At 65.0% G+C, this 16582-nt stretch carries 12 protein-coding genes, 2 tRNA genes and 1 other RNA gene; 14 read left to right on the plus strand and 1 reads right to left on the minus strand.

The window, feature by feature from the left end:
* Positions 1-156: 156 nt before the first annotated feature.
* The 11 genes from BT122_RS07760 to rplT all read left to right on the plus strand — a co-directional run bounded on the left by BT122_RS07760 (position 157) and on the right by rplT (position 13060).
* The gene (locus tag BT122_RS07760; RefSeq protein WP_072355393.1) at positions 157-429 is read left to right on the plus strand and encodes an HPr family phosphocarrier protein; all 273 of its coding nucleotides are present in this window, start codon (positions 157-159) and stop codon (positions 427-429) included.
* Positions 430-585: 156 nt separating this feature from the next.
* Positions 586-1725, plus strand: coding sequence for a tRNA guanosine(34) transglycosylase Tgt (gene tgt, locus BT122_RS07765; protein WP_072355394.1), 1140 nt, complete (start codon positions 586-588; stop codon positions 1723-1725).
* A 367-nt stretch (positions 1726-2092) separates the two neighbouring features.
* Entirely contained in the window at positions 2093-3628 is a 1536-nt protein-coding gene (gene secD / locus BT122_RS07770) for a protein translocase subunit SecD (RefSeq protein ID WP_072355395.1), read from the plus strand.
* Positions 3621-4610, plus strand: a complete 990-nt coding sequence (gene secF, locus BT122_RS07775; RefSeq protein WP_072355438.1) for a protein translocase subunit SecF — start codon at positions 3621-3623, stop codon at positions 4608-4610. Before secD ends, secF begins: the two co-directional genes overlap by 8 nt.
* A gap of 1 nt (position 4611) precedes the next feature.
* The gene (recJ, locus tag BT122_RS07780) at positions 4612-7953 is read left to right on the plus strand and encodes a single-stranded-DNA-specific exonuclease RecJ (RefSeq protein ID WP_072355396.1); all 3342 of its coding nucleotides are present in this window, start codon (positions 4612-4614) and stop codon (positions 7951-7953) included.
* An 11-nt stretch (positions 7954-7964) separates the two neighbouring features.
* Entirely contained in the window at positions 7965-10460 is a 2496-nt protein-coding gene (locus BT122_RS07785; RefSeq protein WP_286130342.1) for a RelA/SpoT family protein, read from the plus strand.
* 2 nt (positions 10461-10462) lie between these two features.
* Positions 10463-11140, plus strand: coding sequence for an MBL fold metallo-hydrolase (locus BT122_RS07790; RefSeq protein ID WP_083432388.1), 678 nt, complete (start codon positions 10463-10465; stop codon positions 11138-11140).
* Positions 11141-11492: 352 nt separating this feature from the next.
* Positions 11493-11578: transfer RNA gene (locus BT122_RS07795), tRNA-Leu, on the plus strand.
* Positions 11579-11831: 253 nt separating this feature from the next.
* Entirely contained in the window at positions 11832-12449 is a 618-nt protein-coding gene (gene infC / locus BT122_RS07800) for a translation initiation factor IF-3 (RefSeq protein WP_059055621.1), read from the plus strand.
* Position 12450: 1 nt separating this feature from the next.
* A complete protein-coding gene (rpmI, locus tag BT122_RS07805) occupies positions 12451-12648 on the plus strand; it encodes a 50S ribosomal protein L35 (RefSeq protein WP_032111610.1) in 198 nt (65 codons plus the stop codon).
* Positions 12649-12694: 46 nt separating this feature from the next.
* A complete protein-coding gene (gene rplT, locus BT122_RS07810) occupies positions 12695-13060 on the plus strand; it encodes a 50S ribosomal protein L20 (RefSeq protein WP_072355397.1) in 366 nt (121 codons plus the stop codon).
* A 239-nt stretch (positions 13061-13299) separates the two neighbouring features.
* Here rplT and BT122_RS07815 read toward each other — a convergent pair whose 3' ends face one another.
* Positions 13300-14541, minus strand: a complete 1242-nt coding sequence (locus tag BT122_RS07815) for a glycosyltransferase family 4 protein (RefSeq protein WP_072355398.1) — start codon at positions 14539-14541, stop codon at positions 13300-13302.
* A 245-nt stretch (positions 14542-14786) separates the two neighbouring features.
* Here BT122_RS07815 and ssrS point away from each other — a divergent pair.
* From ssrS to BT122_RS07825, 3 genes are all read left to right on the plus strand, one after another.
* A non-coding RNA gene (ssrS, locus tag BT122_RS11330) (6S RNA) lies at positions 14787-14944 on the plus strand.
* 481 nt (positions 14945-15425) lie between these two features.
* Positions 15426-15501 (plus strand) — tRNA-Ala (locus BT122_RS07820).
* Between the two features lie 79 nt (positions 15502-15580).
* A complete protein-coding gene (locus tag BT122_RS07825) occupies positions 15581-16582 on the plus strand; it encodes a radical SAM protein (protein WP_072355399.1) in 1002 nt (333 codons plus the stop codon).

The raw sequence follows: 16582 nt of genomic DNA on the forward strand, positions 1-16582 counted from the left end.
AGCGTCTGGACATGATGACAATCGAGTCAGTTGGAAAGAGTTTGTCCGCCAGCTGTCCATGAAGTGTGTAAACTATACGAGCGTTTGGTACGATATAAGCGATTCGGGGAGTTGCGCCCCGAGCCTAGTCAGGGAGTCTAGAAGGGGAGTTCTAACATGGTTTCCAAGCAGACTACGATCATCAACGCCACCGGCCTTCACGCCCGTCCCGCATCCGTCTTCGTGACCGAGGCCAAGAAGTACCAGTCCAACGTCACCATCAAGAACGTCGACAAGGACACCGCGCCCGTCAACGCCAAGTCCATCATGATGATCCTCGCTGCTGGCCTTGGCACCGGCACCAAGATCGAGATTGCCTGCGACGGCGCCGACGAGCAGGAGGCGCTCGACGCCCTCGTCGCCCTCGTCGACTCCGGCTTCGGCGAGTAGGCTGCGCACACATCCGCAAGCAGACGGCCCGGGCCTCCCGGGCCGTTTTCATGGGGCGAGAAGGTCGCGGCACCGGCGGCTGGCAGGAGCGATTCCCGCTGTAGCGCTCAGGGCCACGCTGCCGAGAAGGCCTGCCCCACGAGAGGAGCAACAAACATGGAGCCCCAGTGGTTCTCCTACGACATCGTCGCCGAGGATCCCGCCACGCACGCGCGGGCGGGCGTCCTGCACACGCCGCACGGTGACGTTCCCACCCCCATCTTCATGCCCGTGGGCACGAAGGGCACGGTGAAGGGGGTCCTGGTACCGCAGCTCAAGGAGCTTGGGGCCAAGATCGTCCTCGCCAACACCTACCACCTCGCCATGCGTCCAGGCGCCGACCTCGTGGCCGAGATGGGCGGGCTCCACGGCTTCACCCGCTGGGACGGTCCAATCCTCACGGACTCCGGCGGCTTCCAGGTCTTTAGCCACGAGGAGTTCTGCAAGCTCTCCGCTGACGGCGTGCGCTTCCGTGCGGTCGACTACGACGGCCGCTGGTTCACGTGGACGCCCGAGGAGAACATGGACATCGCCCAGAAGCTGGGCGCCGACATCGTGATGCAGCTCGACCAGTGCGTGGGCTATCCGGCGCCGCGCTCGAAGGTCGAGCGCGCGGTCGAGCTCTCCGCGATGTGGGCCGAGCGCTGCTGGAAGACGCACACCCGCCAAGACCAGGCACTCTTTGGCATCGTCCAGGGCGGGATGGACCTCACGCTGCGCAGGCGCTCGCTGCAGCACCTTCTCGACGTGGGTGACTTCCCAGGCTTTGGCATTGGCGGGTACTCGGTGGGCGAGGACCACGAGACCATGTTCGAGAGCCTGGCGCCCCTGGCCTCGCAGTACATGCCGCGCGAGAAGCCCCGCTACCTCATGGGCGTGGGCAACCCCACCACGCTCGTGCGTGGCGTGGCGTACGGCATCGACATGTTCGACTGCGTGCTTCCCACGCGCACGGCGCGCATGGGGACGGCCTTCTCGAGCGAGGGCAAGCTTAACCTGCGCCACGCGCGCTTTACGCACGACGCCGGCCCGCTTGACCCTGCGTGTAGCTGTCCCGTCTGCCAGGGCGGATACTCTCGCGCGTATCTGCATCACCTTGTGCGCCAGAAGGAGATGGCCGGCTCCATCCTGCTGTCGATGCACAACCTGTACTTCCTTCTCGACCTCATGCGCCGCGCGCGCGAGTCGATCATTGCAGGCACGTACGGGGATTTTGTCTCGCGCTGGATGGACTCGCCTGCTGCTGCCGACTGGTAGGCGCTCGGACTTTGTTACCGGGCCGTCGCGACTCCCGAGCGTTCTCCCAGATAGCACTGGCGGTTCCCAAACGGGCCGGTAACAGTGGCGGCAGCGAGACGTGTGATATTACCGGCCCGTGGTCTCCAATCAGGCCTCACCTGCGAAAACGCTCTGGGGCCAAGACGGCCCGGTAACAACGGGCGGGTGCGCAGGATGCGGGCAAGGCGAGAAGAGAGCAACCGGCGGCGGGGGTCGAAGGGACGGGGCCAAAGGCCCACCTCAGCGTCGTTGCGGGGCAAACCCTATAATGGCTTCGGAAAACAACCACAGCCGGGCGTCTCCCGCACCCGGACGGCATGTTTGCCGAAAAACGGAAGGTTTGCACATGGCCCAAAAGCAAGACCGCGAGGCCCCCAAAACAGGCCTCGACCGGTGGAACGCTACCGAGTCGAAATCCCGCGGCTCGAAGGGCGCCCGCTCAGCTCGTCCTGGTCGCACCAAGCGTCGCCGAATGAACCCGACCGTGCGCCGCTACGTCTCGACGCTCGTGGTCACCGCCGTCGTCTGCTTGGCGTGCGCGTTCTGCTTCACGCCGCTCGGCGAGCGCATCACCACCGGCCTCGACATCCAGGGCGGCGTCTCGGTGATCCTCACCGCCTCCAAGCAGGATGGCTCCGCACCCACCGCAGACGAGATGAACACCGCCAAGACCATCGTCGAGAAGCGCGTGAACACGCTGGGCGCTTCCGAGGCGACCGTGCAGATCCAGGGCAGCAACTCGATTCTCGTCCAGATCCCCGGCGCCACGGACGCGGACTCCGCGGTCCAGACCATCGGCCAGACCGGGCACCTCGAGTTCGTCCGCCTCGACGACATCGGCGACGCGGACGCCCTCGCCAAAATCGAGGCAGGTGCCTCCAACGTGAAGCTCGAGCAGGGCACCTACACCGCCTTCCTCGACGGCTCCTACATCCAGTCCACATCGATCGCGCAGTCGTCGACCTCGGTGGGAACCTATGCCGTCAACGTCACCTTCAACTCCGAGGGCGCAGACATCTTCGACAAGGTCACCAAGGAGCTTGCGCCCACCAAGGGCCAGATCTGCATCGTCCTGGACGGCGTCGTTCAGTCGGCGCCTGCCGTGCAGGAGGAGATCTCGGGCGGCAAGGTCTCCATCACCGGCAACTTCACGAGCGACGCTGCCCAGGAGCTCAAGACGGTGCTCGACTCCGGCTCGCTGCCGGTTAGCCTCAACTACTCCGAGAGCCGCGTGGTTGGCCCCACGCTCGGCCAGGACTCGCTCAACCAGGGCATTCTCGCCCTTGTCATCGGTGTAGCCATCGTGATCGTCTACCTGTTCTTCTTCTATCGTGGCCTCGGCATTCTCACCCTCGGTTCGCTCGTGGTCTTCGCAGTCCTCTACCTGGGGCTTCTTGCCATCCTCTCGCACTACGGCATGTTCTCGCTGTCGCTTCCGGGCCTTGCGGGCATGGTGCTCACCACGGGGTCCGCTGCAGACTCCTCGATCCTGGTGCTCGAGCGCTTCCGCGAGGAGATCCGTATGGGTCGTACCGTCAAGAACGCCTCCGTCTCGGGCGCGCGTCACGGCATCATGACCTCGCTTGACGCCGACATCGTGACCCTCGTCACCGCGCTTGCGCTCTTCTTCGTGGGCACCGGCACCGTCAAGGGCTTTGGCCTCACGCTGGCGCTCGGCGTCGCCTGCGACATCGTGACCATGTTCGGCTTCAAGGCGCCCACGCTCCGGCTCCTCGCCGCCCATGTCATCCCGTCGCACCCCGGCTTCTGGGGCGTCGACCAGGATATCGTCGAGGCAGAGCGCAGGTCCCAGGAGGCTCAGAAGGCGAGGGGCGCCAAGGTGCCCGCCTCGTCCGCGAAGGGGGGTGAGGCTCGTGCGTAGCCACTTCTCCCACGAGATCTCGTTCATTGGCCACCGCAAGCAGTTCCTCACGCTCTCGTGCATCCTCGTGATTCTCTCCATCGTGGGCCTCGCCGTGCGCGGCCTGGTCTTTGGCATCGAGTTCACGGGTGGCACCGAGATAGACTTCTACCAGACGGGCAATATCACCATCGAGCAGATGCGCGATGCCCTCGCGGCAACGGACGAGGGCACAGCCACCGTCCAGACCACCACCACGCAGGGCGAGGCGGGCTTCCTCGTTCGCTCCGACACTACCGACCCCACCACCGCAAACGCTCACGCGCAGGCGGCCGCCGAGTCCCTGGGCCTCACGAGCGACAACTACACCGTCACGACCATCGGCCCCGACTGGGGCGCCGACACCACGCGCTCCTCGCTCATGGCGTTTGGCGTGGCCATTCTCCTCATCATCGCCTATGTCTCGTTCCGCTACGAGTTCAAGATGTCCATCACGGCCGTGATCGCGCTCATCCACGACCTCGTGATCACGCTGGGCGTCTATGCCTGGTTCCAGATCGACATCTCGCCCAACGTCATTGCCGCACTGCTCACCATCATGGGCTACTCGCTCTACGACACCGTGGTCGAGTTCAACCGCATGAACGAGAATGCCAAGCAGCTCCGCGACGGCGTGCACCACACCTACTTCGAGATCTGCAACTTCTCGATTAACGAGGTCATCGTCCGTACCATCAACACCACAATCGTGACGCTCGTGCCGGTTATCTGCATGCTGGCCATCGGCGGCGCCACGCTCAAGGACTTCGCCTTCGCTATCCTCGTCGGCGAGATCCTGGGCACCTACTCGAGCTTCGCCGTGGCATCCCCGCTGCTGGCAATCTGGAAGACGCGCGAGCCCAAGTGGGCCAAGCTCGAGGCAAAGTACGGCAGTGCCCAGAAGGCGCCGGTGACGCCTGCCACGGGCAAGGTTGGCGAGAAGAACGAGCCCAAGGAAGGCTAGCGTGTCTGGCCTTCTCGACAGTCGACGATGGGACGTCCTCGACGCGGATCCGCGCGTCGAGGCGTCTCTTGCTGATGCCCTGGGCGTGCCGCGCCTTGTGGCACGCGTGCTTGCGGCCCGCGGTTTCACCAACGCCGAGGAGGCAAAGGCGTTTCTCACACCCTCGCTCGAGCGCGACTGGGCGGACCCCCTCGTGATTCCAGGCATGGCCGAGGCGGCGGATCGTGTGGAGCGGGCCGTGAGGGCGGGGGAGGACATCGCCGTCTTTGGCGACTTCGACGTGGATGGCATGAGCTCCACCTGTATCCTCGCACTGGGCCTGCGCGAGCTGGGCGGGCGCGCCCGCGCCTACATCCCGCATCGCTTTGGCGAGGGCTACGGCCTCACCAAGGCGGCACTCGACCGCGTGCTGGCAGACGGCAAGCCCGATCTCATCGTGACCGTCGACAACGGCATCGCTGCCGAGCACGAGGTCGATTGGCTCCGCGAGCAGGGCATCGACGTGGTTGTGACCGACCATCACGAGCCGGCAGACCTTGTGCCCCAGGGCGTTCCCGTGACGGACCCCAAGCTCGCGGCGGACGGTCCCTCTCGCGATCTTGCGGGCGCGGGCGTGGCGCTCAAGCTCTTGGCGGCGCTGGGCCAGCGCTTGGGGAAGCCGGACGTCTGGCGCTCTTACACCGACGTCGCCGCCCTGGGCACCCTCTCGGACATGATGCAGCTTTCGCCCGAGAACCGCGCCATCGTCGCCGACGGTATAGAGCGGCTGAGAAGGACCTCGCGTCCCGGCCTGGTGGCCCTTGCGGCCTGCGCGGGTCAGGATATCTCTGAGGTCACCGCGGACTCTCTGCCTTTCTCGATCATCCCGCGCCTCAACGCGGCCGGTCGCATGGGCACCACCGACGTGGCAATCGACCTGCTCATGACGAGCGACCCCGCCCAGGCACCGGTGCTTGCGGGGCAGCTCGAGGACATCAACAGGCAGCGCCGCGAGATAGAGTCTACCCTCACCGAAGAGGCGCTCGCGAAGGTGGCCGCCACCTGGCACGGTGGCCGCGTGATTGTTGTTGGCGGCGAGGGCTGGCACGAGGGCGTCAAGGGCATCGTGGCAAGCCGCATCGTGAACCGCTACCACGTGCCCGCAATCCTCTTCACCATCCAGGATGGCATTGCGCGCGGGTCCGGTCGCTCGGTTGGCTCGGTTGACCTATTCCGTGCGGTCGAGCAGTGCTCTGACCTGCTCGTCCGCTTTGGCGGTCACGCCGGTGCCGTGGGCGTGACCTGCGAAGCGTCGCGTCTTGACGAGTTCCGCGACCGCCTGGAGTCCGTGCTTGATGCCCTCCCCGCAGAAGAGTTTGAGTCGCGCGGTGAGGTCACGGCGGTCGTGCGTCTCTCCGAGCTCACCGTCTCCTCAATTGCATCGCTCGAGGCGCTGCAGCCCTTCGGCCAGGGCAACAAGAAGCCTCTCTTCGCCGTGCGCGGCGTCACCATGAAGAACCGCTCGCGTGTTGGTGCCGATGGCGCCCACCTGCGCTTCCTTGCCACAGACGGTATCTCTTGCGTTCCCGCCATCATGTTCCGCGTGCCGGACTGCGCGCGCGCCTGCGCTACGGACAGCGTGGTGGACCTTGTCTTCGAGGCTGTCGACGAGACCTGGCAGGGACGCACAAAGCCCAAGCTCATGGTCAAGGACATACTCTACCGTGACGGTGGGGACGAGAAGCCCTCTGGTCCCAGCTTTGTGGACGAGCTCTTTGCTCGCGAGGGGGGTGGCGAGAAGGACTCCCGCCAGGGCGGCCCTTCGGCAGCGGGTTCCCCGGAGGAGCCGCCGTCCCCGGCGCCTGCGTCGATGCCCCAGGACTTCGGCGCGCTCACGCAGAGCCTGGTGCGCGCCCTCATCGGCGAGAATCCGCTCCTCCCAGCGCAGCGGGAGGCCCTCTCGCGTCTTGAGGCTGGCCGCTCCACCCTCTGCGTGATGGCAACGGGCCGTGGGAAGTCGCTCGTCTTCCACGTGCACGCCGCACGAACCGCGCTCGCGAGGCACCGTGCCAGCGTCTTCGTGTATCCGCTTCGCGCGCTCGTCGCCGACCAGGCGCACCACCTCTCCGACGAGCTTGCGCCCCTCGGCGTGGGCGTGGCTGTGCTCACGGGCGAGACGCCCGCAGACGAGCGCTCCCGCGTCTACGCGGGTCTGTCTTCCGGCCAGGTGGACATCGTTCTCACCACGCCCGAGTACCTGGCCATTCACGCGGACGACCTCGCCCGCTCCGGTCGCGTGGGGTTCCTCGTCGTGGACGAGGCGCACCACAGCTCGCCTGCTGGCTCCGGGTCTCGCGACGCCTATCGCGACCTGCCACGCGTTCGCGCACTGCTCGGCGAGCCCACGGTGCTTGCCGTCACCGCCACCGCCTCGCCGAAGGTTGCGCGCGACGCATGCGACCTCTGTGGCATCGACTCCCAGGACGTGATCGTCGACACTGCCGTGCGCGACAACCTCTTCTTGGACGACTGCCGCGGCCTGCGCGACCGCGACCCCGCGCTTGTCTCGATTGTGGCCGAGGGCGAGAAGTGCATTGCCTACGTCAACTCCCGCGCCCGTTCGGTGACGCTTGCGCGGCTCCTCCGCCACCAGGTACCAGAGCTCGCGCCCAGGGTCGCCTTCTACAACGCCGGCCTGCCGCGCGCCGACCGCACCCGCGTCGAGCGGGCGTTCCGTACTGGTGAACTCTCCTGCATCGTCTCGACCAGTGCCTTTGGCGAGGGCGTGAACATCCCCAACGTGCGCGACGTGGTGCTCTACGACATGCCTCTGGGGCGCGTGGAGTTCAACCAGATGAGTGGCCGAGCGGGCCGAGACGGAAGCAGCGCCTGCGTGCATCTGCTCTTTGGCCAGCGCGACCTTGCTTCCTCTCAGCACATCCTCGACCAGGTGGCGCCCACGCGAGACGAGCTCGCCGCACTCTACCGTGCGTTGCGCGGGGTCTCCAAGAGTGCTGCCAGCGTGGGTCAGGCGTCCTTCTCCGCGCAGGATTCTCGGCTTGCGGCCATGGCCGCAGTTAAGGGGCGGCCGCTTTCCGAGGGCGCTGTTGCCTGCGGCATCCAGGTCTTCTCCGAACTGGGCCTGCTCTCGCTTGCGGGCTTTGGCGACGCGCGTCTCATCACCATGGCGAGAAACCCCGGCCACGTTGACCTTGAGGCCTCCGCCCGCTACCTCGAGGGCATTCGCGAGCGCGAGGCGTGCGGCGAGTTTGGCGAATGGGTACTCTCATGTACTGAGGAAGAGTTGCTCTCTGCGATAAACAGGCCCATTGCGCCCGATTTTGGCGTTCGCGTGGGCGAATAGGAGGAGGGACCATGGGCGACGACGGCATGATGGCCGAGAAGGCCCAAGACGCGATGGCTGCGACGCCCGTGGAGGGGTCCACGGCATCATCTCCCGTTGTCGGGAAGCCGGCCGCCCCGGCAGTTGCCGCGCCTGTGGCTCCCGTCGCGCCTGCTCCCGTCGCGTCAGCTCCCGCGGCTTCCGCGCCTGCCAAGAAGCCCGCCATCCCGGACGCCGCGAACTTCCGCGTCCTCGAGGAGGCCGCGCGCGCCTATCTCGACGACGAGGAGTGGGCAAAGATCGACCGTGCCTACCACTTCGCGGCCGACTACCACCGCGACCAGCGCCGTCGCTCGGGCGAGCCCTACATCAACCACCCCGTCGAGGTGGCCCTCATCCTCTGCAAGGACCTCCACATGGACGAGGACACCATCTGCGCGGCGCTTCTCCACGACACGGTGGAGGATACCCCCGCCACGCTCGCGCAGATATCGGACCTCTTTGGCGAGACCGTGGCCGAGCTGGTGGACGGCGTCACCAAGCTCACGTCCATCAAGGTGACCTCGATGGACGAGAAGCAGGCCCTCAACCTGCGCAAGATGTTCCTCGCCATGTCGAAGGACATCCGCGTGGTCATCATCAAGCTGGCGGACCGCCTGCACAACATGCGCACCCTGGCGGCGCTGCCGCCCGACCGCCGCCTCTTCAAGGCGCGCGAGACCATGGACGTCTACGCCCCTCTCGCCGACCGCCTGGGCATCTCGTCCATCAAGTGGGAGCTTGAGGACCTGGCCTTCTTCTGGCTCGAGCCCGAGGAGTACCAGCGCGTTGCCCGCATGGTCCAGGACTCGCGCGCCCAGCGCGAGGACGACACCGAGGCCGCCATCAAGACCCTGGACGACGAGCTCAAGCGCGTCGGCCTCAAGAACTACCAGATCACCGGCCGCCCCAAGCACCTCTGGTCCATCTACCAGAAGATGACCCGCAAGGGCCGGGACTTCTCGGACATCTACGACCTCATCGCCCTGCGCATCATCACGCAGACGGTGGGGGACTGCTACTCGGCGCTCGGCGCCGTCCACACGCTGTGGCACCCCATGCCCGGCCGCTTCAAGGACTACATCGCCACGCCCAAGGCCAACCTCTACCAGTCGCTCCACACCACGGTGGTCGGCCCCGACGGCAAGCCCATCGAGATCCAGATCCGCACGGTCGAGATGCACGAGGCATCCGAGTACGGCGTCGCCGCGCACTGGCTCTACAAGAAGGCCGGCAACTCCCAGGGCAAGATGTCGGCCGAGGACCGTTCGATCGACTCGACGATCAACTGGATCCGCAGGAGCCTCGACTGGGCCGTCGAGGATGACATCGACGATCCGCACGAGTTCCTGAACAACCTGCGCGTGGACCTCTTCGAGCACGAGATCTTCGTCTTCACGCCAAAGGGCGAGGTCATGAGCCTGCGCCGCGACTCCACGCCGCTCGACTTCGCCTACGCCGTCCATACCGAGGTGGGCAACCACTGCGTGGGCGCCAAGGTCAACGGGTCGGTCGTCCCCCTCACCTACAAGCTCAACATGGGCGACCGCGTGGAGGTCCTCACCAACAAGAACGCCAAGCCCAGCCGCGACTGGATGAACATCGTGGTCACGCCCTCGGCGCGCGCCAAGATCCGCAAGTACTTCTCGGTCGAGACGCGCGCGGACGACGCCGAGCAGGGCAGGAGCGACCTTGCCCACGAGCTGCGCCGCCGCGGCTACGGCATCTCCACGCAGCGCACCGTGAAGGCCATCGAGCGCGTGTACCCGCAGTTTGACTACCGGACGGCCGACGACCTCTTTGCCGGCATTGGCACGGGGAAGGTCTCGGCCAAGCAGGTCGCCAACCGCATCGAGGAAATCCTCGAGGAGGGCTCTCCCGAGCAGCTCGAGGCCGCGCGCAAGGAGGCCGAGCGCCAGGCAAAGCGCGAGGAGGCCATCAAGGAGAACAAGCCCCTCATGCAGTCCTACGCCATCACGCAGACTGCCAAGGGCGCCAGGCGCCGCAGCAACTGCGGCGTGGTCGTGAAGGGCGACGCGGACCTTCTCGTCCACCTCGCGCATTGCTGCAACCCCGTTGCCGGCGACGACATCGTGGGCTTCATCACGCGCGGACGCGGTGTCTCGGTGCACCGCGCCAACTGCCCCAACGTGCGCGACCTCATGAACCACCCCGAGCGCATGATCCCCGTCGAGTGGGACACCTCCGGCGCGACCGAGTTCAGGGTCGAGATCGTAGTCGAGGCCACGGACCGCATGGGGCTTCTCAAGGACATCACCATCGCCATCGGTGACGCGGGCGGAAACATCCTCTCCGCCGCCACGCAGACGGGCAAGCAGGGCATCGCGCGCCTGCGCTTCATCGTGGCCATCTCCGACGCGAGCCTCTTGGACGCGCTTCTCGCCAGCGTCTCGCGCGTGCCTTCGGTCTACGACGCGCGCCGCATCATGCCCGGCGAGGGCGCCAACCAGATGAAGCAGCGGGTGTAGCCATGAGGAGCTACTTTCGCGATGCGGGGTCCTTTGCGGCGTCAGACGCCGGCGACGTGGTGCGCGTCTTTGTCGTGGGGCCCATCCAGACCAACTGCTACGCCTACGTCTCTGCCGGCGAGGCGTTAGTCGTAGACCCCGGAGCTGCCGGTGCGCGCGTGGCAGCGGCACTTGCTGGCGAGAAGGTCGTGTGCGTGGCGGCAACCCACGGCCACGGCGACCACGTGGGCGGCGTGGCGGCGCTTGTCTCGGCGACGGGTGCGCCCTTCGCGCTTGCGGCGGCCGACGCCGAGATGGCCGAGCATGCTGGTGACCCGGCGTATTCAGGCTCCGGCATTGCCTACGATGACGATGCGCCCGAGCCTTCTCGCCTGCTTGCCGAGGGCGACGTCCTTGCGGTGGGCACAGCACGTTTCCGCGTGATGGAGACTCCCGGCCACACGCCGGGCGGCATCTGCCTGGTGGGGGAGGGCACGGCGGAAGGGATTGCCTTTGTGGGCGACACACTCTTCCCGGGGTCGTGCGGTCGCACCGACCTTGCCGGCGGCGACCCGGACGTCATGCGCCGTTCGCTTGAACGTATGGGCCGCGAGATCGCGCCACAGACGGTGCTTCTCTGCGGGCATGGTCCTGCCACTACGATGGCCGAGGAGCTGGCGAGCAACCCCTTCGTCCGCTAGTGCGTCATGCAACTTTTTTGCCGGGCAACGGGATTCCATTGCCCGGCAACTCAATCCCGCCCCGGGATTCCATTGCCCGGCAACTCAATCCCGCCCCGTGAATGGCGCGGGATTCCGCTATTTAGGAAAAATCCGAACGTTTAGATGGGGTTAACCGTTCGGAATCCGCGGAACAGTACGGAAGACGCGGTATTTCGCCGGTTAGACCGGCTTAACCGTTCGGAATCCGCGCCTACTCGTCGAGCCAGGTCGCCAAATTACCGGGGTTACTGGGTCACGGTTCTCTCGCCCCTTCCGCAAGACGCCAACCACCCCCGCTGCATCTGGTATAGTTCTCTGGTGCGTACGGTGCGCCCGAGTGGCGGAATGGCAGACGCGGAGGTCTCAAAAACCTCTGAGGGAAACCTCGTGTGGGTTCGACCCCCACCTCGGGCACCAGTTGCTCTCAGCGCTTCTCGGCGACGGGCAGTGGCGTGTTGTCTCGGTGGAGACGCACGTCTCGCAAATTGGTAGTTGCGTCAGCCGGAATGCTGCGGTACTATCGCACCTGCGTGAACATGCTAAGCGGGGCTTCTCGCCCCCACCTGAACGGCGCCCACGCGGCAGCTGTCTGGTCAGACAAAGATTTCTCACCACCCAGGCATGGGTGGCCCTTGTCTCCCGACGGCTGTGTGTCATCGGGGGTTATTTTTTGTTCGCGGCGCTAGGCGCCGCAGAGAGAGGAAGGTGTAGAGAGATAGCCAGGAACGATGGTCCTCGCGTCAACGGGGAAATCACCTCACGCACGTGCCGTCTCATTGGCGTCGATGGCTCGCAGCTGGGCCTGTTTGGCGTGCGTGACGCCCTGCGCATTGCACAGGAGCAGGGGCTTGACCTCGTGGAGATCGCGCCCAACGCGAACCCTCCGGTATGCAAGGTGCTCGACTACAGCAAGTACAAGTACGAGCAGGATCGCAAGGCCAAGGCTGCGCGCAAGAACCAGGCGCGCGTCGAGGTCAAGGAGATGAAGTTCCGTCCCAAGATTGACGTGGGCGATTACGAGACCAAGAAGGCCCACGTGATGCGCTTCCTCAAGAAGGGTGCCAAGGTCAAGATCACGATCATGTTCCGCGGTCGTGAGATGGCCCACCCCGAGCAGGGACGCATCGTGCTCGACCGTCTTGCCGAGGATCTCAAGCCTTGGGCCACCGTCGAGCAGCAGCCCCTCATGGAGGGTCGCAACATGCACATGCTCATCGCCCCCATCAAGGGCGCGTTCGATGTGACGCCCGAGGGCGACGAAGACACGAGCGAGAAGAAGGAGAAGTAACATGCCCAAGATGAAGACGCACAAGGGTACGGCAAAGCGCTTCCGTCGCACCGGTACCGGCAAGATCATGCGCGCCAAGGCCTTCAAGAGCCACATCCTGTCCAAGAAGTCCCAGAAGCGCATCCGCAACTTCCGCAAGGAGGCCGAGCTCGCCCCCAGCGACGTCAAGGTTGTCTCCCAGCGCATGGGTTCCAAGTAGGCGCTTCGCGCGTCCCGATTTTCCCTCAACGAGGAGTTGATTAGATATGTCTCGAGTCAAGCGCGCAGTCGCCGGCCGCAAGAAGCGTCAGACCCTGGTCGAGCGTACCAAGGGCTATTACGGAACTTCCTCCCGCACCTTCCGTGGCATGAAGGAGCAGGCCCAGCACTCCGGCCAGTACCAGTACCGTGATCGTCGCAACAAGAAGCGCGACTTCCGCAGCCTGTGGATTCAGCGCATCAACGCTGCCGCCCGCATGAACGACCTCTCCTACAGCACCTTCATGCACGGCCTCAAGCTTGCCGGCGTCGAGCTGGACCGCAAGGTCCTCGCCGAGATCGCCTACAGCGACGAGAAGGCCTTCGCCGACCTTGCTGGCGTTGCCAAGAAGGCCCTTGCTGACGCTGAGTAGCGCGCGACAATCTGGGCTGTAGCTTTGCCTTTCCGGCGGCATCGGGATTTCCCGGTGCCGCTTTTTTCGTGGGTGGGATTTTCTTTCCGGGCAGTGGGATTCCGTTGCCCGGTAAATGAATCCCGTTCCGGGCATGGCGAGAACGATGCAACACATTCGTCGTTCGAACGTGTTGCGGCCTGCGCGGGTCACAGGTTCGGGTCCGAATGTGTAGCGGCGGTCATCCTAGCCACCGGGGCCTACTGGTGCTTCTCGCCCCTGTCCTTGCTCTCCGTTCGGATGCCGAGAAGCTCCTCTCGCCTCTCTTCGCGGCGCTCGCGGGCCTTCTCGGACTCCTCGGCAAAGGCGGGGTCATCTGGCCCCACGAGCTCGTCGTCACCCGTGCGAGGATCCTTGTGGTGGCGCAGGACGGGTTCGAAGAGGTGCAAGTGGTTTGCAAAGGCCCCAGAAGCCACCAGCAGCACCAGGAAGATGCAGATTCGCGGAATCGTGGTCACCTGCGTCATGACAAGCGCGCCGGCGCAGAGGAGCGCAGTCCAGGCATACACCACGAGAACGGCTTGCTTCTGGTCAAAGCCCTCTGCAAGTAGGCGGTGATGAATGTGCCCACGGTCCGCCCTGCCCACGCTCACGTGCGCGCGGGTACGCCTGACAATGGCGGAGAACGTGTCAATGATGGGGATTCCCGCAATAACCAGCGGCACGATGATTGTGGTGAGGCCTGCGATTCTCGTCACCGAGAGAAGCGAGATGGTGCCCAGCGCAAACCCCAGCGTGAGCGAGCCGGAGTCTCCCATGAAGATGCTTGCCGGATGGAAGTTGTAGTGGAGAAAGCCAAGCGTGGACCCGGCGATGGCGCAAGCGAGTGCCGCGGCGTCCAGGCGACCTGCCCAGATCGAGAGTACGAACATGGTTACGCTGGCGATGCACGAGATTCCCGCGGCAAGCCCGTCTAAGCCGTCAATGAGATTGATGATATTTACGTAGGCAACCAGGTAGATGATGGTCACGGGGTAGGTGAGCCAGCCAAGCTCAATAAACTCGCCGGGCGCAAAGGGGTTGGCAATAACGCCGATGACCAGGCCGCCCATCGCCGCTACTGTGGCGGCAAGCACCTGCCCAAGGAGCTTTGCACGAGGAGTGAGGGTGAATTTGTCGTCAAGCATGCCGGTTGTGAAGATGATGACAAACGCAAGGACCAGCATCCAGTAGTTAACGGTGAGACGCGGAGACGGCACGAGAACAACCGGCCAGCCAAAGTAAGTCGTGCCAATGTACTGCACCACAAACGCAGCCACGATGCCCGCAAAAATAGCAATGCCGCCCATGCGTGGTATGGGAGTCTTGTTTACCCGTCGCTTGTTGGGGTAGTCGACTGCCCCAACGCGGATGGCAAACTTTCTGGCGAGGGGTGTGACGGCGAGCGCACAGGCGAGAGAAGCGGCGAACAGGCAGAGAAACGACAGCCAGTATCTGGGCACCGTTTGACACCTCCTCTTGCTCGCCGTCTTTTCCTAGCGAGACATAATACACAGAAACGTGGGAAAACGTGCTGCTTAGCAGCAGCGATGGGGGAGAGGTATGGAGTAGCATGGCCGTTTAGCTGCGGTTCATTTGAGCCGTTATTGCATGATGCGCAAAAAGTGCCCACACATCCATTGTGCGGGCACCGCTCGCCATGTCAAGACTGGCATCTGGGCGCGCGTTCGCCTACATTGGTCTTGTCGTCCCCCTGCGGTGCAAACTGGGTGAACCGACAAGCGTTACAAGGGAGTCCGACATCTCGTCCTGGAAGGGGATCCTCCGTTGTTGAGGAAGCCGGAACGGGCGATGAGGACACCCACCTTATGAAGGTGGGTTCATAATCGTATCCGCAGGGGGCGGCTTTTTCTGTTTACAGGCGGCTCGTGACGGGCGATTGCCGCAGTCCGGGCGGAGAAAAGTGCTGCTCAGGCGCGCATTTGACGCCCGAAGGCACGATACCGCGGCATTTACGTACAAAGTCGCTGCTCGGGCGCGCATTTGACGCCCGAGAAGGCGTCTCGTACATAATCCCGTCGAAAACCCCCGCTTGGGCGCCATTTTCTCGCCGGAGGGCACGTTTTGGCAGCAACGGCGTACGATACCGTCGCTGCGGCGTCAACCTGGTGCCGGGGGGCGCGTTTTGGCAGCAGGTGCGTACGAAACCGTCGCTGCGGCGTCAACCTGGCGCCGGGGGGTGCATTATCGCAGCAAGGGCGTACGAAAGCGGCCTTCCGGTGTCGCTTGGCCAGCGGTGTCCTGTGGTGCTCTTTCGCAAATCCCGCACTTTGCCGTTGACATGGCCGCGCCAAATTGCGACAATGGCTCCCGCGCATGCGCGCCTGGGGATGTAGCTCAGCTGGGAGAGCGCTGCCTTCGCAAGGCAGAGGCCGAGGGTTCGAATCCCTTCATCTCCACCATGGAATCTGTGGGGCCCGGGCACAAAGCTTGGGCCCTTTTTCTTATCTCGTTTCCAACCCCGATGGGAGCATGGCTGGGATGGAAGGTCTTCTCGCCAAGCTGGACGCATCCTCCTACGACGCCTGTGAGCTGTGCCCACGCCGCTGCGGCGCGGCACGCACCGAGGGCAAGGCCGGCGTCTGCGGCGCCACCGCAACGCCGCGCGTCGCAAGGGCGGCGTTGCACTTCTGGGAGGAGCCGCCCATATCGGGTGAGGCAGGCTCGGGCGCCATCTTCTTCACGGGCTGCCCCCTGCGCTGCCGCTTCTGCCAGAACCACCAGATTTCCCAGGAGGGTTTCGGCCTCGCCGTCTCCACCTCGCGCATCGCCGAGATGATGCTCGAGCTTCAGGCACAGGGTGCGCTCAACGTCAACCTCGTGACTCCGCTGCACTTTGCGCCCACGGTGCGCGAGGCGGTGCTTCTCGCCCGCGAGAACGGCCTTGTCATCCCCACGGTCTGCAACACCTCCGGCTACGAGCTGCCCGAGGTCGTCCGCGCGATGTCGGACGTCATCGACATCTGGCTCACGGACTTCAAGTACGCAAGCCCCGCACTGGCGGGCTCGCTCTCCGCCGCGCGCGACTACCCAAGCGTCGCCGCAGCGGCTCTGCGCGAGATGGTCTCCGCCGTGAGCGCGGCTGGCGGCCGCCTGCTCACGGAGGACGGCGCGATGAAGCGTGGCGTCATCGTGCGCCACCTCGTGCTTCCCGGCCACGTGGATGACTCCTGCGCGGTGCTCGATCGCGTCTGGGAGACCTGCGGAAACGCCGCGGACCTCTCGGTCATGAACCAGTACACGCCCAACGACGCCTGCCGCAAGGCCGGTGGCGACCTCGCGCGCGCGGTGACGAACGAGGAGTACGAGATCGTCCTCTGCCACGCGGACGACCTCGGCTTCGAGAACATCTGGTGGCAGGAGGGCGGCACCGTCTCGGAGAGCTTCGTGCCTGCCTTCGACGCGACCGGCGTCGAGGGCCCGGAGCTCAAGGGCGGCGAGACGAGCGCATCCGACGCACCTGCCGGCCCCAAAGGGGTATAG

It is taken from the genome of Olsenella sp. kh2p3 (genome assembly GCA_900119625.1).
Classification (GTDB): Bacteria; Actinomycetota; Coriobacteriia; order Coriobacteriales; family Atopobiaceae; genus Tractidigestivibacter.

What these genes read in the sequence shown, in the direction of transcription:
- BT122_RS07760 (WP_072355393.1), top strand. Translation starts at nt 157, where the DNA reads ATGGTTTCCAAGCAGACTACGATCATCAACGCCACCGGCCTTCACGCC.
- tgt (WP_072355394.1), top strand. Translation starts at nt 586, where the DNA reads ATGGAGCCCCAGTGGTTCTCCTACGACATCGTCGCCGAGGATCCCGCC.
- secD (WP_072355395.1), top strand. Translation starts at nt 2,093, where the DNA reads ATGGCCCAAAAGCAAGACCGCGAGGCCCCCAAAACAGGCCTCGACCGG.
- BT122_RS07785 (WP_286130342.1), top strand. Translation starts at nt 7,965, where the DNA reads ATGGGCGACGACGGCATGATGGCCGAGAAGGCCCAAGACGCGATGGCT.
- BT122_RS07790 (WP_083432388.1), top strand. Translation starts at nt 10,463, where the DNA reads ATGAGGAGCTACTTTCGCGATGCGGGGTCCTTTGCGGCGTCAGACGCC.
- rpmI (WP_032111610.1), top strand. Translation starts at nt 12,451, where the DNA reads ATGCCCAAGATGAAGACGCACAAGGGTACGGCAAAGCGCTTCCGTCGC.
- rplT (WP_072355397.1), top strand. Translation starts at nt 12,695, where the DNA reads ATGTCTCGAGTCAAGCGCGCAGTCGCCGGCCGCAAGAAGCGTCAGACC.
- BT122_RS07825 (WP_072355399.1), top strand. Translation starts at nt 15,581, where the DNA reads ATGGAAGGTCTTCTCGCCAAGCTGGACGCATCCTCCTACGACGCCTGT.